This window comes from Kineococcus endophyticus (genome assembly GCF_040796495.1).
Taxonomy (GTDB): Bacteria; Actinomycetota; Actinomycetes; order Actinomycetales; family Kineococcaceae; genus Kineococcus; species Kineococcus endophyticus.
The window spans coordinates 1-21,131 of sequence record NZ_JBFNQN010000019.1 but is presented as its reverse complement, the minus strand read 5'-3'; the positions used below and the strand labels follow the sequence as shown (position 1 = coordinate 21,131).

Below are 21,131 nucleotides of genomic sequence, written 5' to 3'. Positions count from 1 at the left end.
CGACGAGGAGCCCCGCACCGACCCGGTGCGGGGCTCCTCCGCGTTCCGCCCCTACCCCGCAGCCCGGACGCACGAGAGCCCCGCACCGGAGGGTGCGGGGCTCTCGCGTATCGGGGTGGGAGTCCTACTGCTGCAGGACGGCCTCGACGTCGATCTGGACCTTCAGCGTCGTGCCGAAGACGGCCACGCCGATCCCGACGGCCTGGTTCCAGTTCATCTTGAAGTCGTCGCGGTGCAGCTCGGCCGTCGCGGAGAACGCGGCGCGGGTGCCGCCCCACGGATCCGGGCCGGAGCCTGCGTAGGACAGCTGCAGCTGGACGGGCCGGGTCGTGGCCAGCAGCGTGAGGTCGCCGGACAGGACCCACCCGTCGGCACCGCGCTGCACCCCCGTGGCCGAGAAGGTCAGGGTGGGGTAGCGGTCGGTGTCGAGGAAGTCCGCCGACCGCAGGTGCTCGTCGCGCACGGCGTTGCCGGTGTCGATCGTCGTCGCGTCGATCTCGACCTGCACGCTGGCCCGCGTCACGTCCTCGGGGACCGTGATGACTCCCGTGAAGCCCGTGAACCGGCCGTTCACCGCGGCCAGGCCGAGGTGGTGGGCCCGGGCGGAGATCGAGGAGTGCGTGACGTCGATGGCCCACACGCCGGGCGGCGGCACGTCGCTGCCGCCCTGGCGCCGCAGCCGGACCTCGCCGATGCGCCAGGCGCCCCCGCCGGGGACGACGACGCTCGTGGCCCGTGGTTCGTGGGCCGCGGCGGCGACGAGCATGGTCGCCGCCCCCGCGGGCACCCCGAGGAGGGCGAAGCCGCCGTCGCGGCCGGTGACGGCGCGGGCGACCTGGGAGCCGTCGGCCCCCAGGAGCGTCACCGACGCCCCCGTGACGGGCCAGCCCTCGCGGTCGAGGACCCGCCCCTCCCCGGTCACCCCGGAGGTGGTGCCGGCCGGGCCGCCGGCGAGGTGCGAGGGCGCCGCCGGGTCCGGGCTCACCGCTGCTCCGAGCGGGACTCGAACCGGGTCAGGTCCAGCGTGGCGCCGGCGTCGCGGGCGCCGAGCGTGATCTGGGCGGCGGACACGGTGTCCTCCTCGACGTCGACGGACGTGGCGACGGGGGCGTACCCGGCGGCGGTCAGCGTGTAGTGGCCGCCGGCGAGGTCCTCGAAGGAGTAGCTGCCGTCGGCGCTCGTGACGACCGACCCGACGACCTCGCCGTCGGCGTCCACGAGCGTGACGGTCGCCTCGCGCAGGACGCGGCCGTCGCTGGCGGCGACGACGGTGCCGGTGAGGCGGCCCCCGCCGGTGAGGACGAGGTCGCAGGCCAGGGCCCCGGAGTCGGGGACCTCGATGCTGCGGGCCAGCGGCCGGTGCGACTCGCTCTGCGCGGTCAGCACGTAGGTGCCGCCCATGAGCTGGTCGAAGGAGTAGCCGCCGCCGTCGTCGCTGCGGGTGGAGCCGACGACCTCGCCGGTGACGTCCGTCAGGGTCACCAGGGCCCCGTGGACGCCCGTCGTGCGGCCGTCGTGGCCCGCGCCGAAGTCGTCGGGCAGCGCGTGGGTCAGGACGCGGCCGGTGATGGCCGAGCGGCCGGACAGGACGACGTCGCGGGTGACCGAGCTGTCCCCGACGCCGACGAGCGTGGCGGAGGGGGCCACGTGGGCCGCGGCGACGATGAGCAGGTACGTGCCGCCGGTGGGCAGCTCGAGCGTGTACCCGCCGTCCTCGCGGGTGCTGGTGCGGGCGACCTGCTGACCGGACTGGTCGGCGAGGGTCACGACGGCACCCGGCAGCGGCCGGCGGTCGTGGTGGCGGACCGTGCCGGACACGGTGAGACCGGCGTCGGTGCGCGAGGGCTGGGCGGGCACGCTGGGGATCTCCTCCCGGTCGGGGTGCGGGTGGCCGTTCACCGTCGCGGTGCCGATCCTCGCACTGCCGACGCCCTCCTGGCCCGTCGTGGCCGTGACGGCCGTGGCCGCGGTGCGGGTCGTGGCGTCCGGCGTCTGCGTGGCCTCGGGGGTCTGCGAGGTCTCGTCGCCGGTGCGCAGCGCGCGCTCCTTGAAGAACAGCGTGATGAGGAACGCGACGAGCGCGAACGGGGCGGCGATGAGGAAGACGTCCGCGATGGAGGAGCCGTACGCCGACTGCACGATGGAGCGCACGGGCTCGGGGATGGCGCCCAGGTCCGGCACGCCGGTCGAGGAGCCCATCGAGGACAGGGCCTGGCCCGGGTCGATGCGGGCGGCGCGCAGGCCGCTCTCGAGGTGGTCGGTGACCCGGTGGCCGAGGACGGCACCGAGCGCGGAGACCCCGATGGCCCCACCGAGGCTGCGGGCGAAGGCGACGAAGGAGCTGGCCGAGCCGAGGTCGCGCGGGTCCGCGACGTTCTGCACGGCCAGGACGAGGTTCTGCATCATCATGCCGACGCCCAGGCCGATGAGGGCCATGAACGGGGCGACGACCCAGTAGTTCGTGTCGTACTCGATGGTGCCCATGAGGCCGAGGCCCGCGGTCAGCAGCACACCGCCGGTGACGAGCCAGCCCTTCCAGCGGCCGGTGCGGGTGATGAACTGCCCGGCGACGGTGGAGGCGAGGAACAGCCCGACGATCATCGGGATGGTCATGACGCCGGCCATGGTCGGGGACTCGCCGCGGGCGAGCTGGAAGTACTGGCTGAGGAAGATGGTGGCGCCGAACATGGCGACACCGACGAAGAGGCTGGCCGCGGCCGACAGCGCGATCGTCGGGTTGCGGAAGAACTTCAGCGGGACGATCGGCTCCTTGGCGCGGTGCTCGGCGAGCACGGCCAGGCCCAGCAGGACGACACCGGCCGCGACGAGGCCGACGGTCCACCACGAGGCCCAGTCGAACTGCGTGCCGGCCAGGGAGACCCAGATCAGCAGGGCGGAGATGCCGGCGGCCAGCAGGGTCGCGCCGAGGTAGTCGATGGAGACCGCGCGCTTGGGCTGCTCGGGCAGCTTCAGGCGGGTCTGCAGGACGATGAACGCGATGACCGCGAACGGGATCCCGACGTAGAAGCACCAGTGCCACGACAGGTGCTCGGTGAGCACCCCGCCGATGAGCGGGCCGCCGACGGTCGCCAGGGCGAAGGTGGCGCCGAGGTAGCCGGAGTACCGGCCGCGCTCCCGGGGGCTCACCATCGAGGCCAGGATGACCTGCGCCAGCGCGAGCAGACCGCCGCCGCCGAGGCCCTGGAACACGCGCAGCGTGATGAGCATGCCCATGCTCGTCGACAGCCCGGCGATGGCCGAGGCGACGACGAAGATGACGAGGGCGATCTGGACGAGCAGCTTCTTGGAGAAGAGGTCGGACAGCTTGCCCCAGATCGGGGTCGAGATCGTGGTGGCGAGCAGCGCCGCCGTGACGACCCAGGTGTAGCCGGACTCGGTGCCCTTGAGGTCGCTCACGATGCGCGGCAGCGCGTTCGAGACGACGGTCGAGGACAGGATGGCGACGAACATGCCCAGCAGCAGCCCCGAGAGCGCCTCGAGGATCTGCGCGTGGGTCATCTTCGGGGTGCCACCGGGTCCGGTGGCCGTGCTGGACGTCGCGTGGACGTCGGTCGTGGTGCTCATGCGTTCCCCTGCAACTGCATCTCGTGGCGGGTCGGGCTGGACTGGTGGTCGGTGAGGTCGACGGTCTCCGGTGGTGGCTCGGTCCCGGTGAGCCGGCCGAGGAGGCGGGTCAGGTGCTCGACCTCGTCGTCCCCCCAGCCGTCGAGGTGGTCGACGAGCCGGTCGACGACGGCACGGCGCACCGTCCGCAGCTCCTCGAGGCCGGCCGGGGTGACGCTCAGCCGCTGGGAGCGACCGTCGGCCGGGTCGGGGGAGGAGGTCAGCAGACCGCGCTGCTTGAGGTGGCTGATCTGGCGGCTGACCGTCGACAGGTCCAGCGCCAGGTGGTCGGCGACCTCGCTGATGCGCAGCGGTCCGTGCTGGAGGACGACCGTCAGGGCGACGATCGCCGGCGTGTTCTGCGTGCCGACCAGCGCGCGACGGGTCCGGAGCAGGTCCGGGAACACGTCGACGAGCGCGGCGCACGCGTGGGGTGTGGCCATGACGACCTCGGGTGACGACTCGGTTGGTGTGTGCAAGCAACCATACGAGGATTGGTTGCTCCATGCAACCCGAGGGTGGCCCACGTCGAGCGAGCCCGCACCCGGAGCGGGGTGCGGGCTCGCAGAGGGAGGCGCCGGGCGGTCCCGGCGGGGCTCAGATGGCCGAGTTGAGGCGGTGCAGGAGGTCGGCGAGCGCCGTCATGTCGCCCTCGGGCCAGCCCTCGAGGCGGGTGTGCAGCCGCTGCCGGCGCGCGGCGCGGGCGGCGTGGACCTTCTCCAGGCCGTCGGGGGAGAGGGTCAGCTTGACGGCCCGCCCGTCGGTCGGGTCGGCCTCGCGGCTGACGAGGCCGAGGCGCTCCAGCAGTTGGACCTGCCGGGACAGCGTGGGCTTGCCGATGCCGAAGAAGGTCGCCAGGTCCGAGGGGCGGGACTCCCCGACGTCGTCGAGGCGCACCAGCAGGCTGTAGGCCTCCGGTTCCAGGTCGGGGTGCACGCTGCGCGCGGTCTCCCGGTTGATGGCGCGTGAGCGCCGCAAGAGCACGGCGAGTTCGCGTTCCAGCGCTTCAGCAGGGCCACTGACCATCCCCGGAACCTACCGGCCCGCAGGCCCGGCGCAGGACGGACCCGCGGCGCGCCGGGGCGTCCGGGGTTGTCGGACGGCGCGAGCACCCCCTAATGTCCCGGGCAGATGCATCGAACCGATGCATCGAGTCGTGTCTGAAGGAGCTGGTCCGTGGTCCGCAAGCGTGGTGACGTGGTCCTGCTGGCCGTCCTGGCGTTGCTGGCCGACGGTCCGATGCACGGGTACGAGGTGCGCAAGCGCCTCGACCAGCGGCTGGGCGTCTTCCGCGCCCTCAGCTACGGGACGCTCTACCCCGCGCTGCGCGCCCTGCAGGCCGGCGGCTGCATCACCGAGACCACCGAGCAGCGGCTCCCGGGCACCATCAGCCCCAAGCGGGCCCGCGTCGTCTACGAGATCACCGCGCACGGCCGCGACCGGCTCGCCGACATGCTCGAGGAGTCGGGCCCGGAGGCGTGGGAGGACGACGCGTTCGGCGTCCACTTCGCGCTCTTCGGCCGGGTGGCACCCCGCACCCGGCTGCGCATCCTCGAGGGCCGTCGCGCCCGCCTGCTCGAACGACTGGAGCAGATGAACCGCTCCATCGAGCGCACCCAGACCCAGCTCGACGTCTACGCCCTGGAGGCCCAGCGGCACGGCGTGGAGACCGTGCGCAGCGAGGTCGACTGGCTCGAACGACTCATCACCGCCGAACACCACCCGAGTCCCACCCCGATCCCCACCCCGAAGGAGACCCCCTGATGGCCGGTCCCATCCGCGTCGCGATCGTCGGCGTCGGCAACTGCGCCGCCTCGCTCGTCCAGGGCGTGCACTACTACCGCGACGCCGACCCTTCGCAGTCCGTCCCCGGGCTCATGCACGTGCAGTTCGGCGAGTACCACGTGCGCGACGTGGAGTTCGTCGCCGCGTTCGACGTCGACGACAAGAAGGTCGGTCTGGACCTGGCCGACGCGATCGGCGCGTCGGAGAACAACACGGTGAAGATCTGCGACGTCCCCACCACCGGTGTGACGGTGCAGCGCGGGCACACCCTCGACGGCCTGGGGAAGTACTACCGCGAGACGATCAGCGAATCGGCGGCCGAACCGGTCGACGTCGTCGCCGCCCTGCGCGAGGCGCGCGCGGACGTCCTCGTCTGCTACCTGCCCGTGGGGTCCCAGGACGCCGCGGAGTTCTACGCCCAGTGCGCGATCGACGCGAAGGTCGCCTTCGTCAACGCGCTCCCCGTCTTCATCGCCGGCACCCCCGAGTGGGCGCAGAAGTTCACCGACGCCGGGGTCCCGATCGTCGGCGACGACATCAAGTCCCAGGTCGGCGCGACCATCACCCACCGCGTCCTGGCCAAGCTGCTCGAGGACCGCGGCATCAAGCTGGAGCGGACCTACCAGCTGAACGTCGGCGGCAACATGGACTTCAAGAACATGCTGGAGCGGGACCGCCTGGAGTCCAAGAAGATCTCCAAGACGCAGGCCGTCACCTCCAACGTCGAGGCCGACTTCGGCACCCGCAACGTCCACATCGGCCCCAGCGACTACGTCCAGTGGCTCGACGACCGCAAGTGGGCCTACGTCCGCCTGGAGGGCAAGGCGTTCGGGGACGTGCCGCTGAACCTGGAGTACAAGCTCGAGGTCTGGGACTCCCCGAACTCCGCGGGCGTCATCATCGACGCCGTCCGCGCCGCCAAGATCGGCCTGGACCGGGGGATCGGCGGCCCGCTGCTGTCCCCGTCGGCCTACTTCATGAAGTCCCCGCCGCAGCAGCGCGACGACGAGTCCGGCCGCGCCGGCGTCGAGGCGTTCATCGCGGGCACCGTCGAGCGCTGACCCCACCGGCCCCACGCTGACCACGGCCCCGCCCTCCTCCCGGGAGAGCGGGGCCGCGGTGCGTCAGCCCTCGGTCGGCGCGATCTCCGCGACGGCGGTGAGGCCCTCGGCCCCCTCGACGACGGCCCACTCGATCGACGCCGCCCGCGAGGCCGCGAGGACGTCGGCCTCCGCCCGGCGGCCCGCCTCGACGAGGTGCGCCGGGCCGGAGATCGTCGCCGCCGTGAGCGGCGTCTTCTGCGAGACCTTCGCCTCGCTCTTGACCTTCCGCAGCGCCGAGAGCGCCTGCCCCGCAGCGGGGAGCACGAGGCTGGTGCCCGCGTCCCCATCGGAGGCACGGGCCCCGAGCTCGGAGGTCGTCGGCCACGGTGCGGTGTGGACGGAACCGTCCTGCCACCACGACCAGACCTCCTCGGCCGCGTAGGGCAGGAACGGCGCGAACAGCCGCAGCAGCGTCCGCAGGGTCAGTGCCGCCGTCGCCCGCGCGGAGGCCGCCGGTCCCTCACCGCGGGAGCCGTAGGCGCGGTCCTTGACCAGTTCCACCCAGTCGTCGCAGAAGTTCCAGAAGAACTTCTCGGTGACGTCGAGGGCGGTGGCGTGGTCGTAGCGCTCGAACGCGTCGGTCGCCTGCGCGACCACGGTCGCCAGCCCCGCGAGGACACCGGCGTCGATCGGTTCGGTCACGGCCTCCGGGTCCGCGGCGGTGCCGCGTTCGACGCCGAGGCCGAGCACGAACTTCGAGGCGTTGAGCAGCTTCATGGCCAGCCGGCGGCCGATCTTCATCTGCCCGGTGTCGAACGTCGCGTCCGTGCCGAGCCGCGAGGACGCGGCCCAGTAGCGCACCGCGTCGGAGCCGAACTCCTCCAGCAGCGCCAGCGGCGTCACGACGTTGCCCTTGGACTTCGACATCTTCTTGCGGTCCGGGTCGAGGATCCACCCCGACAGCGCGGTCCGCGCCCACGGCAGCCCGTCGAACTCCAGGTGCGAGCGCACGACGGTGGAGAACAGCCAGGTGCGGATGATGTCCTGGCCCTGCGGGCGCAGGTCCATCGGGTACACGCGGGAGAACAGGTCCTCGTCGCGTTCCCACCCACCGGCCAGCAGCGGGGTCAGCGACGACGTCGCCCACGTGTCCATGACGTCGGGGTCGGCCGCGAAACCGCCCGGCACGCCGCGCTGGTCCTCGGTGTAGCCCGGCGCCGGTTCGGCCGCCGGGTCGACCGGCAGCGCGGCCTCGTCGGGCACGACGGGGGAGTCGTAGACGGGTTCGCCGTCGGCGTCCAGGGGGTACCAGACGGGGAACGGCACGCCGAAGAACCGCTGCCGGGAGATCAGCCAGTCGCCGTTGAGCCCGGACACCCAGTGGTCGTACCGGTGCTTCATGTGCTCGGGGTGCCAGGCGAGTTCCCCGCCGCGCGCGAGCAGGTCCGAGCGCAGACCCGTGTCGCGGCCGCCGTTGCGCAGGTACCACTGGCGGGTCGAGACGATCTCGAGCGGGCGGTCGCCCTTCTCGTAGAACTTCACCGGGTGGGTGATCCGCTTCGGCTCCCCGACCATGTCGCCGGAGGCCTGCAGGGCCTCGACGATCGCCTTCTGCGCCGAGAACACCGTCTGGCCGGCCAGCGTGGCGTAGAACTCCGCGCCCGCCCCGGACAGCCACGCCGGCGTCTCGCGCAGCAGCCGGCCGTCGCGGCCGATCACGGCGCGGTTGGGCAGCTGCAGCTCGCGCCACCACGTGATGTCGGTCGTGTCGCCGAAGGTGCAGATCATCGCGATGCCGGACCCCTTCTCGGGGTCGGCGAGCTTGTGGGCCACGACGGGCACCTCGACGCCGAACAGCGGCGTGCGCACCGTCGTGCCGAACAGTGGCTGGTAGCGCTCGTCGTCGGGGTGGGCCACGAGGGCGACGCACGCGGGCAGCAGCACGGGGCGCGTCGTCTCGATGAAGACGGGGTCGCCGCCGGCGGTGGGCTGGAAGCCGAGCCGGTGGTAGGCGCCCTCGGTGTCCTTGTCCTCCAGCTCGGCCTGCGCGACCGCCGTGCGGAACGTCGTGTCCCACAGCGTCGGCGCCTCGGCCGTGTACGCCTCGCCGCGGGCCAGGTTGCGCAGGAACGCGCGCTGGGCCGTCGCCCGTGAGGTCGCCGAGATCGTCGAGTAGGTGTGCGACCAGTCGACCGACAGACCCAGGCGCCGCCACAGCGACTCGAAGACCTGCTCGTCCTCGGCCGTCAGCCGGTCGCACAGCTCGACGAAGTTGCGCCGGGAGACCTGGACGAAGTCGCGGTCGTTCTTCGGCGCCTTCTCCGGCGGCACGAACGAGGCGTCGTACGGCAGCGTCGGGTCGCAGCGGACGCCGTAGTAGTTCTGCACGCGCCGCTCGGTGGGCAGGCCGTTGTCGTCCCAGCCCATCGGGTAGAAGACGGACTTGCCGCGCATGCGCTGGAAGCGGGCGACGACGTCGGTGTGCGTGTAGCTGAAGACGTGCCCCACGTGCAGCGACCCGGACACGGTCGGCGGCGGGGTGTCGATGGAGTACACGTCGGCGCGCTGCGCGGAACGGTCGAAGGCGTAGGTGCCCTGGTCCTGCCACGCGGGGGCCCAGCGCTCCTCCAGCCCGTCGACCGTCGGACGGTCGGGTACCTCGACGCCGGGAGCGGTGGTCGCGCGGAAGGGAGCCGGCGCGGCGGCGGCGCCGTCGGGGGAGGGGGTGGTGGCGTCGGACATGCCTCCATCATCCCGCACCGACGCAGCCGGTCCGCAGGCCGTCCGGAGACCCCCGGACGGCCCAGTCAGGCACACCCCCGTGACAGCCGATGTTCACCCGGTGAGCCACGTCCCGCGCCGTCCGCCCCTGTGGGCGGGATACCTCCTGCTCGGCGGGGCGGTGGCGGTGGCCTGCCTGCTGACGAGCGGCACCCTGCACGACGCCCTGCTGGCCGCCGTGTCCTGCAGCTGCGCCGTCGCCATCGCCGTCGGCGTCCGCGTCCACCGGCCCGTCCAGCCAGGCGCCTGGTGGGCCATGGCGGCGGGCATGGCCTGCTGGGGCGTCGGCGACGTGTCGTACGTCCTCGTCTACGACGTCGGCGGCTCGCAGGCGTACCCGGCCCCGCCGGACGTCGCCTACCTGCTCGCCTACCCCCTGCTGGGCCTGTCGCTGCTGGCGCTGGCCCGCAAGGCCCGCCCCGGACGTGACGTCGAGGGCGTCATCGACGCCACGATCCTCGCCGTCGGGGCCGGGTTGCTGAGCTGGGTGTTCCTGCTCGCCCCGGCGCTGCAGACCCTGTCCGACGACCTCCTGGGCGGCGCGGTCTCGGCCGCGTACCCGGTGGCCGACGTCTTCGTCCTCGCGATGCTCGTGCGCCTCACCTCGGCCGCCGGGGCCCGGTCGCCGAGCTTCGTCATGCTGTGCGCCGCCGCGGTGAGCATGCTCGTCGCCGACGCCTCCTACCAGCTCGCCTACGCGGCCGTCGGCTACGACGGTTCGGCCCTGGACCCGGCCTGGCTGGTCGGGTACCTGTTGTGGGGGGCCTGCGCGCTGCACCCCTCGATGCGCCGGCTCTCGGACCCCGGCCCCGGCACGGGCCGCGGCGAGCTCGGCGGCGGCCGCCTGCTGCTCCTGGCCGGTGCGAGCCTCCTGGCGCCGGCGACCCTCACGCTGCAGCTCCTGCTGCAGCGGCACCCCTCCTCGTGGGCGGTGGCCATCACGTCCGCGGTCCTGTTCCTCCTGGTCGTGGCCAGGATGTGGACCCTGCTGCGCCGGCTGCGCGTGCAGGCCGAGCAGCTCAGCGCGCTCGCCCGCACCGACCCGCTGACGGGTCTGCTCAACCGCCGCAGCGGCGACGCCGTGCTCCAGCGGATGCTGAGCCGGTGCGCCCAGGAGGGCTCCGACCTCGTCGTCGTCCTCCTCGACCTCGACCACTTCAAGGCGTTCAACGACACGCACGGCCACCCCGCGGGGGACCGGCTGCTCGTCGGCGCCGCCCGCGCCTGGGGTGAGGTCCTCGCCGGCACGGGCGCCCAGCTGGCCCGCTGGGGCGGGGAGGAGTTCCTCGTCGTCCTCGCCGGTGTGGACCGGCCCGCGGTCGAGGCCCTCCTGGACCGGATGCGCGACGTCGTCCCCGAGGGCCGCACGTTCTCGGCCGGCGCCGCCCGCCGGGACCCCGGCGCCGGTGGGGACGTCGCGACCCTCGTCGCCACCGCCGACGAGGCCCTCTACGCCGCCAAGGCGGCGGGGCGGGACCGCACCTGCTGGGCCCCGGACCCGGTGGCGACGGCCGTGGCGCCGGACGCCGCGCCCGCGGTCCCCCTCGTCCCCGCGGTCCCCGCCCGGCAGGTGCGCCGTTCGGCGGAACCTGCGCAGCGGAGCTGAAGCCACGGCCCGCCCGCGCCGATCGCTGACCGTGGAGTGGTGGCGGCGGAGCGTGCGGGGACTGCGGTCCCCGTGGCGCGCCTACGCGCTCCTCGGCGGCCTGGTCGCCCTCACCGTGCAGGTCGTGCCGCAGGGACCCGTCCACGACGGCCTCTTCGTCGTCACGAGCTGCGGGGCGGGCATCGCCACGGCCGTCGGGGCCCGGCTGCACCGCCCGCAGCGGGCGTCCGCGTGGTGGCTGCTCGCCGCGGGCCTGGGCGCGTGGGCGCTCGGCGACGTCGCGTACTGGCTCTGCTGGTGGGTGCTGGACCTGCGCGGCTTCCCCGGGCCCTCCGACGTCTTCTACGTCGCCGCCTACCCCCTGCTCGCCGCCGCCCTGCTGCGGTTGGCGAAGCAGGCCCGTCCCGGCCGCGACGTCGAGGGCGGCATCGACGCGGCCATCCTCGTGGTCGGCTGCGGGTTGCTGTCGTGGACCTTCCTCATCGCGCCCACGCTGAGCGGGTTCGGCGCCGACCCCCTCGGCGCCGCCGTCTCCGTGGCCTACCCGCTGGGCGACGTCGTCGTGCTCGGCGCCCTCGTGCGCGTCTTCGCCGCCGCCGGGCACCGGTCGCTCGCCTTCCGCCTGCTCGCCTCGGCCGCCGTCGTCATGCTCGTGGCCGACTCCGTCTACCAGTACGCGACGTCGTTCGGCTCCTACGACGGGTCCGGGTTCGACTGGCTGTGGCAGGCGTCGTACGTGCTGTGGGGGACCGCCGCGCTGCACCCCTCGATGCGCCGCCTGTCCGACCCGGCCCCCACCCAGGGGGCCACCGAGTTCTCCACCGGCCGGCTGCTCGTGCTGACGGGGGCCAGCCTGCTCGCGCCCGCCACGCTCGCCCTGCAGCTGCTGCTGGGGCTGCCGCCGCAGGTCTGGGCCGTCGTCGCCGGCTCGACCGTCCTGTTCCTGCTCGTCGTCCTGCGCATGCACGCCCTGCTCGGTCGCGTCCGCGAGCAGGCCGCCCAGCTCGCCGACCTCGCCCGCACCGACCCCCTGACGGGTCTGCTCAACCGCCGCAGCGCCGGCGCCGAGCTGCAGCGCCTGGGCGACCGGGCCCAGCTCGACGACACCCACCTCGTCGTCGGACTCCTCGACCTCGACCGCTTCAAGGTCTTCAACGACACCCACGGCCACCCCGCGGGCGACCGCCTGCTCGTGGGCGCCGCGACGGCGTGGCGGACGGCGCTCGCGGGCACCGGGGTCGCCCTGGCCCGCTGGGGCGGGGAGGAGTTCGCCGTCCTCGCGGCCGGCATCACCCCGGCGCGGATGGAACGGCTGCTGGCCGACCTGCGCGCCGTCGTCCCGCAGGGGCAGTCGTTCTCGGCGGGGCTGGCGGTCTGGGACGGCGCCGAACCGCTGGACGCCCTCGTCGCCCGCGCCGACACCGCGCTGTACGCGGCCAAGCACGCGGGGCGGGCCTGCACCCGGACGGCCGACCGCGGCGCGGGGTCGGTGCACTCCGCGGCCTGACGTGTGCGAAGCTGCACGCAACCAGCGACGACGACGTCCGCAGGAGAACGCCATGCAGAGCTTCGCCAGCATCCTCACCGAGCACGCCCGCGCCCGTCCCGACGGCGTCGCGGTCCGGCTCGACGACCACGCCCTCACGTGGCGCGCCCTCGACGACGCCACCGCGCGCGTCGCCGCGCTGCTGCGCGCGCAGGGCGTCCGGCGGGGGGACCGGGTCGCCCTCATCGCCCCCAACGTCCCGCACTTCCCGGTGCTCTACCACGGGATCCTGCGCGCCGGAGGGGTCGTCGTGCCGATGAACCCGCTGCTGCGCGGCCGGGAGGTGAACCACCACTTCACCGACTCCGGGGCCGTCCTCGCCCTCGTCTGGCACGCCGTGGCCGAGGCGGCGCACGCCGGTGCCGTCGGGACGCCCACCCGCGTCGTGGAGGTCGAACCGTCCGCGACCGCGGCCCTGCTCGCCTCCGTCGAGCCCGACCCCGCCGCCGACCTGCTGGACCCCGACCCGCAGGACACCGCCGTCATCCTCTACACCTCCGGGACGACGGGGGCACCCAAGGGCGCCGAACTCACCCACCACAACCTCGTCAGCAACGCGGTGACGTCGCAGGAGTCCCTCGTCCAGATGGACGAGGGCGACGTGATCCTCGGCGCGCTGCCGCTGTTCCACGCGTTCGGCCAGACCTGCGCCATGAACACCGCCCTCGTGGCGGGCCGGACCATGACGCTGCTGCCCCGGTTCACCGCCGAGGCGGCGCTCGCGGTCGTCGAACGCGACCGCGTCACCCACTTCGCCGGGGTCCCCACGATGTACGTGGCGATGCTCAACGAACCCACCGCGGACCAGCGGGACCTGTCCTCCTGGCGGTCCTGCGTCTCGGGCGGGGCGTCGCTGCCCGTCGAGGTGCTGCGGGGTTTCGAGGAGAAGTACGGCGTGATGATCCTCGAGGGCTACGGCCTGTCCGAGACCTCGCCCGTCGCCTCCTTCAACCTGCCCGACGTCCCGCGCAAACCCGGCACGATCGGCGTCCCCGTCCGCGGGTGCGAGATGGACCTGCGCTCCGCCGACGGTTCCGCGGTCGCACCCGGGGAGGTCGGCGAGATCGTCATCAAGGGCGAGAACGTCATGAAGGGCTACTGGCGCAACGAGAGCGCCACGGCCCAGGCGATCACCGACGGCTGGTTCCGCAGCGGTGACCTCGCCACCCGGGACGCCGACGGGTACTACACGATCGTCGACCGGGCCAAGGACATGATCGACCGCGGCGGCTACAACGTGTACCCGCGCGAGGTCGAGGAGGTCCTCTACGAGCACCCGGCCGTCGAGCAGGCGGCCGTCGTGGGTTTCCCCGACCCCCTGGTGGGCGAGGAGATCGGGGCGGCGGTGGTCCTGAAGCAGGGCGCGTCCGCCACCCCGGAGGAACTGCAGCAGCACGTCAAGGCCCAGCTCGCCGCCTACAAGTACCCGCGGCGGGTCTGGATCGTGTCCGAGCTCCCCAAGGGCCCCACGGGCAAGATCCTCAAGCGCGAGATCACACCCCCTGCACGGACGGAGGACTCCCCGGCATGAGCACCCCCCAGCACGCGAGCACCAGCACCTCCAGCGACACGGTCCCCACGGGCGTCGACTACTACGAGATCGCCGCGGACCTCACCGACGCCGAACGCGAGGTGTGGGCGACCGTCCGCTCCTTCGTCGACGAGAAGGTCATCCCGGTCGCCGGTGGGTACTGGGAACGGGCCGAGATGCCCATGGAGCTGCTCAAGGAGTACGGGCAGCTGAACCTCGTCGGCGACGGGCTCGAGGGACCGGGCGTCCCGCGGCTCAGCCACACCGCCGCCGGCCTGGTGACCATGGAACTGTCCCGCGGTGACGGCAGCTTCGCCACCATGCTCGGGGTGCAGGCGGGGCTGGCCATGCGCTCCATCGAGTTCCTCGGTTCGGAGGAGCAGAAGGAGCGCTGGCTGCCGCCCATGGCGCGGCTGGAGGTGCTCGGTGCGTTCGGCCTCACCGAACCCGACCACGGTTCCGACGCCGTCGCCCTGGGGACCACGGCGCGCAGGGACGGCGACGAGTACGTCCTCGACGGCGCCAAGCGCTGGATCGGGTTCGGGACCGTCTGCGACGTCTGCGTCGTGTGGGCCCGCGGGGAGGACGGTCAGGTCCAGGGGTTCCTCGTCGAGCGCGGGACGCCCGGGTACGAGGCGACCGTCATCGAGGGCAAGGCGTCGCTGCGCGCGATCCACAACGCGGCCATCACGCTCGAAGGGGTCCGGGTGCCGGCGGCGAACAAGCTGCCCGGCGCGCGCAGCTTCCGCGACACCGGCCGCGTCCTGTCCGCGACCCGCGCCGGCATCGCCTGGGGCGCGCTCGGGCACGCGACCGCGGCCTACGAGACGGCGCTGGCCTACTCCCTGGAGCGCAAGCAGTTCGGGCAGCCGCTGGCGAGCTTCCAGCTCGTGCAGGACAAGCTCGTGCAGATGCTCGCCGAGGTCACGGCCATGCAGTTGTTCTGCCTGCGGGTGGGCAAGCTCGCCGACGCCGGGCGCCTCACGGACACCCAGGCCTCGCTGGCCAAGGTCAACGCGACCCGCAAGGCGCGTGCCGTGACGGCGATGGCGCGCGACCTGCTCGGCGGCAACGGGATCCTCCTGGAGCACCGCGTCGCCCGCCACATGGCCGACGTCGAGGCGCTGCACACCTACGAGGGCACGGAGTCGATCCAGACCCTCATCGTCGGGCGTCACCTCACGGGCGTGTCCAGCTTCACCTGACGGCGCGCGCTCCTCCGTCCCCGGGCGCACCGCCCGGGGCGGGGGAGTCAGACCTTGAAGCGCCCCATGAGCGCGCGCACGTGGTCGGCGGTGTCGGCGACCTGACGCGCGCACGCGTCCGTCTCCGTCGCGCTCGCGGTGGTCCGCTCGGCGACCTGCGCGACCTCCCCGATCGTGCCGGCGATGGTCCGGGTCGCCGAGGCGGCCCGCGAGACGCCGCCGGCGAGTTCCCCGGTGACGGCCGACTGCTCCTCGACGGCGGCCGCGACCGTCGCCTGGATCTCGTCGAGGCGGTCCACGACGGTCCCGATGTGCGCGACCGACGACGCGGCCTGCTGCACGTCCTGCTGCAGCGCAGCGATCTTGCGTTCGATGTCCTCGGTGGCCCGTGCCGTCTGGGTGCTGAGCTCCTTGACCTCCCCGGCGACGACGGCGAACCCCTTGCCGGCGTCCCCGGCGCGGGCGGCCTCGATGGTCGCGTTGAGGGCCAGCAGGTTCGTCTGCTGGGCGATCGAGGTGATGGCCGCGACGATCTCGCTGATCTCGGCGGAGCTGGAGGACAACGTCGAGACGGCCTGCTCGGTCGACCGGGCCACGTCCACGGCCTCGGCGGCGATGCGGGCGGCCTCGTGCGTGCCGCGGGCGATCTCGGAGATGCTGGCGCCCATCTCCTCGGCGGCCGCGGCGATGCCGGTGACCTCGCCGCTGGCCGCGTCGGCCTGCTCGGCCACGAGCCCGGAGCGCTGCGCGGTCTCGGCCACGTCCGAACCCAGCGCGCGGCTGGTCCGGTCGAGCCGGCCGGCCGCGGAGTTCAGGACGTCGGCCTCGGCGCCCACCTCGCGGACGGTCCCGGCGATCGACTCGGCGAACCGGTTGAAGGCGGCGCCGAGCTCCCCGAGCTCGTCGCGGCGGGAGGCGTCGACCCGCTTGGTGAGGTCACCGTCCCCGTCGGCGATCTCGGCGAGGCTGTCGCGCAGGCGGCGCACCGGCCGGCCGATGCCGGTCCCGATGAACCAGCTGACGACTCCGGCGAGCAGCACCGCGAGCAGACCGAGGACCACGGTCGTGGTGCGCAGCGAGTGGCTGGCGGCCAGCGCGGAGGACACCGGCGCGCTGACGAGCAGCGTCCACGTCTGGGTGTCGTCCACGCGCACCGGCGCGACGGCGACGAGGGCCTCGCGCCCCAGGACGTCGTCGGTGCGGGTGGCGGTGCGCGGCTGCCCCGACGTCGTCGCGGACAGCGCAAGGGTCTTCGTCGCCTCCGCGGCGGCCTTGCCGAGGCGCTCGGCGTCGGGGTGGGTGACGACGGTGCCCGCGTCGGTCAGCAGCGACGCGTACCCCGTGCCGTAGGGCTTCACCTCGGCCATCGAGGCCGTCAGGCTCGTCAGCGCCAGGTCGGCCGTCACGACGCCGAGGACGGTGGTCCCGTCCAGGACGGGCGCCGCCGCCGTCGACATGAGGACCGTCTTGCCGTCGACCTCGTACTCGTACGGCTCGGTGAAGTAGACCTTCCCGGTCTGCTTCGGCGTCCAGTACCAGGCGCTCTTGGCCGGGTCGTCGAGGTCGGTGAGCGGGGTCACGGCCAGCGTGCTGCCGCTGCGGAACCAGTAGGGGATGAGGCGGCCGCTGGCGTCGCTCTCGGGGGTGCCGGCGAAGCGTGCGTCCTGGCCGTCGAGGGCGTTCGGTTCCCAGCCGGTGCCCATGCCCACGAACTCCGGGTGCGCGGCGAGCCCGGCGCGCACGAGGTCGGTGGCGGCGGGGCGGGTCAGGACGCCCTGCTGGTGCAGGGAGGCCATCGAGTCCGCGACGTCCGACACCGTGCGGACGGCGCCGGCGAGCTCCTGCTGCACCTGCGCGGCCGTGGTCTGGGCCAGCTGCGAGGTGTAGCGGGTGGCCTGCTCCTGCCCGAACGCGTCGCTCCTGGCCGTCACGACGACGACGAGGAGCGTCAGCGTGGTGACGACCATCGCCGAGGTGCTCGCGACGAGTCGCGTCCTGATGCTGCGCACGGTCCTGCCCTCCGGGGTCGGCCCCCGCTGCTCGAGGGTCTCCTCAGACGTCGACGTGCGCGGGGCCGGTCTTGACCCGTCCGGGTGCAGGACGTGCTGACCGGCTGCGCGGGAGGGGTGTCACCGCGCAGCCGGCCGTCGGGGGTCGGGCTCCTCAGCCCTGGTGGAAGCGGCGTCCGGTGACCCGCTCGCTCGCGCCGACCCGGTCGAGGTACGGCGTGATCCCACCCGTGAACAGCGGGTGACCCGTGCCCAGGACGAGGCACACGTCGACGTCCTCGGGACCCGCGACGACGCCCTCGTCGAGGACGCGGCGGATCTCGTCGGCCAGGGCGTCCTGCACGGTGCGCAGGACCTCCTCGCGCGTCAGCGGGGAGTCCCCGGTCCGGAACAGGCCCTCGTGGGCGCCGGTCAGCGCGACCGGGCCCTTCGGGGTGACCAGTTCCGGCCCGCCCGCCTCGACCCAGCGCCGCAGGTTGTCCGAGACCGTGTAGCGGTCGGGGAACGCGGCGGCCAGCGTCTCGTGGACGTGCAGCATGACCGCCGGGCCGACGAAGTGCCCCAGCCGGAACGGGGTCATCGGGAGTCCCAGCTCGTCCAGGCTGTGCTCGACGTCCAGCAGCGGCGTGCCCGCGTCGACGGCCTTGACGACCTCGTCGAACATGCGCGTGGAGATGCGGTTCACGACGAACGCCGGGGCGTCCCGGACGAGCACGCACGTCTTCTTCAGCTTGCGTCCCACCGCGAACGCCGTGGCCAGCGCGACGTCGTCGGTCGTCTCCGTCCGCACGACCTCGACGAGCGGCAGGACGGCGACGGGGTTGAAGAAGTGGAACCCGACGAACCGCTCGGGGTTCTTCAGCACCGACGCCATCTCGGTGACCGACAGGGAACTGGTGTTCGTGGCGACGACGGCGTCCTCGCGCAGCAGGGGTTCGAGTTCGCGCAGGACGTCCTGCTTGACGGACATCTCCTCGAAGACGGCCTCGATGACGAAGTCGCAGTCGGCGAGGGCCGACTTCTCGACCGAGCCCGACACCGACGCCGACAGCCGGTTGGCCGTGTCGGAGGAGATCCGGCCCTTGGCCAGCAGGTCCTGCACACCCTGGCGCACGAACCCGACGCCCTTCTCTACGCGCTCGGCCGAGACGTCGGTGAGGACGACGGGGACCTGCAGCCGGTGCAGGAACAGCAGCGCGAGCTGGGAGGCCATGAGCCCGGCGCCGACGACGCCGACCGAGGTCACCTTGCGGGGATCCACCTGCGGCGCACCGGTCGGCTTGCGGCCGTAGCGCTGCACGAGGTCGAACGCGTACAGCCCCGCCTTGAGCTCGGGGGAGATCCCGAGGTCGGCGAGCGCCTGGTCCTCGGCGGTGAAGTGGGTGTCCCGGTCGTTCGTGCGCGCGGCCTCGAGGAGGTCCAGCGTCCGGTACGGCGCGGGCGCAGCCCCGTGCACGCGGGCGTCGGCGACGGCCCGGCCGCGGGCGACGGCCGCCGCCCAGGTGGCCTCGTCGGCGGGTTCGGCACGGTCCACCGTCGTCTCGCCGAGCAGGACCGTCCCGGCCCAGCGCAGCGACTGCACGAGGAAGTCGGCCGGCTCGAACAGGGCGTCCGCGACGCCGGCCTGGAAGGCCTGCGGCCCGGACAGCGTCTTGTTGTTCGCCAGCGCGTTCTCGATGGCGACCTTGACCGCGACGTCCGGCCCCGCGAGGCGGGGGAGCAGGTACGTCCCGCCCCAGCCGGGCACGAGACCCAGGTACGCCTCGGGCAGCCCGATGCCGCGCACGGCGCCGGAGATCGTCCGGTACGTGCAGTGCAGCGCCGTCTCCAGCCCGCCGCCGAGGGCGAGGCCGTTGACGAACGCGAACGTCGGGACGCCGGCGTCGGCGAAGCGGCGCAGGACGCGGTGGCCGAGGGCCCCGACGGCGCGGCTGTCCTCGAGGTCGCCGATGGAGGCGACCGCCTTGAGGTCGGCCCCGGCGCAGAACACGTGGTTCACCCCGGTCACACCGAGCGCGACGACGCCTTCGTCGCGCACGAGCGCCTCGGCGCGGTCCAGGGCCGCCTCCAGGTCGGCCAGGCCCGGCTGGCCGAGGACGAACGGCCGGCGCGGGTCGCCGGAGTCGAGCGTGAGCAGCGCCATCTTCCCGGGGCGCACCCCGGCGGGGGTGCGGGGCAGGTCGAGCGTGCGGACGTGGACGGTCATCAGGCGGCCGTCCCCTCGTGCGCGAAACCTTCCCAGGCCGGGTTCTCCCAGACGACCGAACCGCCCTGGCCGAGGCCGACGCACATCGCGGTCAGCCCGTAGCGGACCTCGGGGTGCTCGGAGAACTGCCGGGCGAGCTGCGTCATGAGGCGCACGCCGGACGCCGCCAGCGGGTGGCCGATGGCGATGGCGCCGCCGTACAGGTTCACGCGCGGGTCGTCGTCGGCGATGCCGAAGTGGTCGAGGAAGCTGAGCACCTGCACGGCGAAGGCCTCGTTCAGCTCGAACAGGCCGATGTCGTCGATGCTCAAACCGGTGCGCTGCAGCACCTTCTCCGTGGAGGGGACCGGGCCCAGGCCCATGACCTCCGGTTCGACGCCGGCGAACCCGAACCCGACGAGGCGCATCTTCGGGGTCAGCCCGAGCTCGGTGGCGACGTCCTCGGCGGCCAGGACGCACGCGGTGGCGCCGTCGGTCAGCGGGGAGGCGTTCCCGGCGGTGACGCGACCGTGCGGGCGGAACGGCGTGCGCAGGTTGGCCAGCCCCTCGACCGTCGTCCCCGGCCGGGCCAGCTCGTCGGCGGTGGCCAGGCCCCAGCCCAGCTCGGCGCTCGCGGAGGCGACGGGGACGAGGTCGGCCTCGACCTGCCCGTTCGCGACGGCCTTGGCGAACTTCTCCTGGCTCGCGACGGCGAAGGCGTCGGCGCGTTCCTTCGTCAGCTGCGGGAACCGGTCGTGCAGCGCCTCGGCCGTCTTGCCCATGTCGAGGGCGTCGGGGGAGACGATGCGCTCGGTCAGGAAGCGCGGGTTCGGGTCCATGCCCGCGCCCAGCGGGTGGTGGCCCATGTGCTCGACGCCGCCGGCCAGCGCCACGTCGAGGGCGCCGACGGCGATGGAGGCCGCGCTCGTCGTCACGGCCGTCATGGCGCCGGCGCACCAGCGGTCGATGGCGTACCCGGGCGTCGTGACCGGCAGGCCCGCGAGCAGGGCGGCGCTGCGGCCGAGCACGAGGCCCTGGTCGCCGGACTGGGTGGCTGCCGCGACGGCGACCTCCTCGATCCGCTCGGGCGGCAGGGACGGGTTGCGGCGCAGCAGTTCGCGCAGGCAGGCGACGACGAGGTCGTCCGCGCGCGTCTGGGCGTGGATGCCGTCGGGGCGGGCCTTGCCGAACGGGGTGCGGACGCCGTCGGCGAAGACGACGCTCCGTCCGGGGGCGGGCGTGTGGACCACAGGACCTCCTCGTCGCGGGTGTGTACGACGACACCGTACGCGCCGGGCGAGGTAAGCGGTACCGGCGGTCCCTGGTAATCACCTGCCAGGACCACGGCACCCCTCCGCCCCGCGGCTCAGGCAGCAGTGCGCTCGGGTGGGTCGTCGCTTCGGAGGGCGAGGGCGAGTTCCCGGGCTCGGGCCAGGAGGCCGGGGTGGTCGTTGCGGGTCCACGGTCCGGGGTCGGCGAGCCGTCCGAGGTGGCGGTGCAGGGTGCGGGTCTCCGGGAGCCCGTTCTCGGCGAACCTTGCTTCGAGTCGTCCGGCGTGCAGGGCCCGGTGGTGCCGGCCGCAGAGCAGGATCAGGTTCTCGATGCTGGTGGGTCCGCCGTCGGACCAGTGGACGACGTGGTGGTAGTGGCAGGCCCACGCCGGTGCGCCGCAGCCGGGGGCGGTGCAGTCGCGGTCGCGTTCGGCGACCAGGAGGCGCTGGGCGGGGGTGGCGTGCCGGTCCTGGGAGTGCAGGGAGCGGGGCCGGCCGAGGCGGTCCAGGACCGCGACGGACAGGTCGGCGTCGCAGGTGGCGGC

At 73.6% G+C, this 21,131-nt stretch carries 15 protein-coding genes; 6 read left to right on the top strand and 9 right to left on the bottom strand.

Annotation, left to right across the window (positions count from 1 at the left end):
* Positions 1-124: 124 nt before the first annotated feature.
* From AB1207_RS22600 to AB1207_RS22585, 4 genes are all read right to left on the bottom strand, one after another.
* The gene (locus tag AB1207_RS22600) at positions 125-922 is read right to left on the bottom strand and encodes a YceI family protein (RefSeq protein ID WP_367640981.1); all 798 of its coding nucleotides are present in this window, start codon (positions 920-922) and stop codon (positions 125-127) included.
* A 59-nt stretch (positions 923-981) separates the two neighbouring features.
* On the bottom strand, positions 982-3,519 hold the full coding sequence (locus AB1207_RS22595; protein WP_460624282.1) for an MFS transporter: 2,538 nt from the start codon (positions 3,517-3,519) through the stop codon (positions 982-984).
* A 62-nt stretch (positions 3,520-3,581) separates the two neighbouring features.
* Complete coding sequence (locus AB1207_RS22590; protein ID WP_367640931.1) at positions 3,582-4,067, bottom strand: MarR family winged helix-turn-helix transcriptional regulator; 486 nt, start codon at positions 4,065-4,067, stop codon at positions 3,582-3,584.
* A gap of 154 nt (positions 4,068-4,221) precedes the next feature.
* A complete protein-coding gene (locus tag AB1207_RS22585; RefSeq protein WP_367640929.1) occupies positions 4,222-4,650 on the bottom strand; it encodes a MarR family winged helix-turn-helix transcriptional regulator in 429 nt (142 codons plus the stop codon).
* Positions 4,651-4,800: 150 nt separating this feature from the next.
* Between AB1207_RS22585 and AB1207_RS22580 the strand changes: the two genes are divergently transcribed.
* Together AB1207_RS22580 and AB1207_RS22575 are read left to right on the top strand one after the other, a co-directional pair.
* Positions 4,801-5,388 carry a PadR family transcriptional regulator gene (locus AB1207_RS22580; protein WP_367640928.1) on the top strand — a complete coding sequence of 196 codons (588 nt, stop codon included), beginning with the start codon at positions 4,801-4,803 and terminating at the stop codon, positions 5,386-5,388.
* Entirely contained in the window at positions 5,388-6,470 is a 1,083-nt protein-coding gene (locus AB1207_RS22575) for an inositol-3-phosphate synthase (RefSeq protein ID WP_367640927.1), read from the top strand. The genes AB1207_RS22580 and AB1207_RS22575 overlap by 1 nt, the downstream gene beginning before the upstream one ends.
* Before the next feature lie 63 nt (positions 6,471-6,533).
* On the opposite strand, the gene valS is transcribed toward AB1207_RS22575, so the two are convergent.
* Positions 6,534-9,194, bottom strand: a complete 2,661-nt coding sequence (gene valS, locus AB1207_RS22570; RefSeq protein WP_367640926.1) for a valine--tRNA ligase — start codon at positions 9,192-9,194, stop codon at positions 6,534-6,536.
* A 100-nt stretch (positions 9,195-9,294) separates the two neighbouring features.
* On the opposite strand from valS, the gene AB1207_RS22565 reads away from it, so the two are divergent.
* From AB1207_RS22565 to AB1207_RS22550, 4 genes are read left to right on the top strand one after another with little or no spacing between them, the layout of a single operon-like run.
* Positions 9,295-10,839 carry a GGDEF domain-containing protein gene (locus AB1207_RS22565; protein WP_367640925.1) on the top strand — a complete coding sequence of 515 codons (1,545 nt, stop codon included), beginning with the start codon at positions 9,295-9,297 and terminating at the stop codon, positions 10,837-10,839.
* 52 nt (positions 10,840-10,891) lie between these two features.
* Positions 10,892-12,346 (top strand): GGDEF domain-containing protein, encoded by a 1,455-nt coding sequence (locus AB1207_RS22560; protein ID WP_367640924.1) that lies wholly within the window; start codon positions 10,892-10,894, stop codon positions 12,344-12,346.
* A 52-nt stretch (positions 12,347-12,398) separates the two neighbouring features.
* Positions 12,399-13,916 (top strand): long-chain-fatty-acid--CoA ligase, encoded by a 1,518-nt coding sequence (locus AB1207_RS22555; protein WP_367640923.1) that lies wholly within the window; start codon positions 12,399-12,401, stop codon positions 13,914-13,916.
* Positions 13,913-15,121, top strand: a complete 1,209-nt coding sequence (locus AB1207_RS22550; protein WP_367640922.1) for an acyl-CoA dehydrogenase family protein — start codon at positions 13,913-13,915, stop codon at positions 15,119-15,121. The genes AB1207_RS22555 and AB1207_RS22550 overlap by 4 nt, the downstream gene beginning before the upstream one ends.
* A gap of 47 nt (positions 15,122-15,168) precedes the next feature.
* On the opposite strand, the gene AB1207_RS22545 is transcribed toward AB1207_RS22550, so the two are convergent.
* From AB1207_RS22545 to AB1207_RS22530, 4 genes are all read right to left on the bottom strand, one after another.
* Positions 15,169-17,130, bottom strand: a complete 1,962-nt coding sequence (locus tag AB1207_RS22545) for a methyl-accepting chemotaxis protein (RefSeq protein ID WP_367640920.1) — start codon at positions 17,128-17,130, stop codon at positions 15,169-15,171.
* Positions 17,131-17,284: 154 nt separating this feature from the next.
* The gene (locus AB1207_RS22540; protein ID WP_367640919.1) at positions 17,285-19,336 is read right to left on the bottom strand and encodes a 3-hydroxyacyl-CoA dehydrogenase NAD-binding domain-containing protein; all 2,052 of its coding nucleotides are present in this window, start codon (positions 19,334-19,336) and stop codon (positions 17,285-17,287) included.
* A complete protein-coding gene (locus AB1207_RS22535; protein WP_367640917.1) occupies positions 19,336-20,565 on the bottom strand; it encodes a thiolase family protein in 1,230 nt (409 codons plus the stop codon). The genes AB1207_RS22540 and AB1207_RS22535 overlap by 1 nt, the downstream gene beginning before the upstream one ends.
* A 116-nt stretch (positions 20,566-20,681) precedes the next feature.
* A partial coding sequence (locus AB1207_RS22530) for an HNH endonuclease signature motif containing protein (protein ID WP_367640916.1) occupies positions 20,682-21,131 on the bottom strand: 450 nt, incomplete at its 5' end.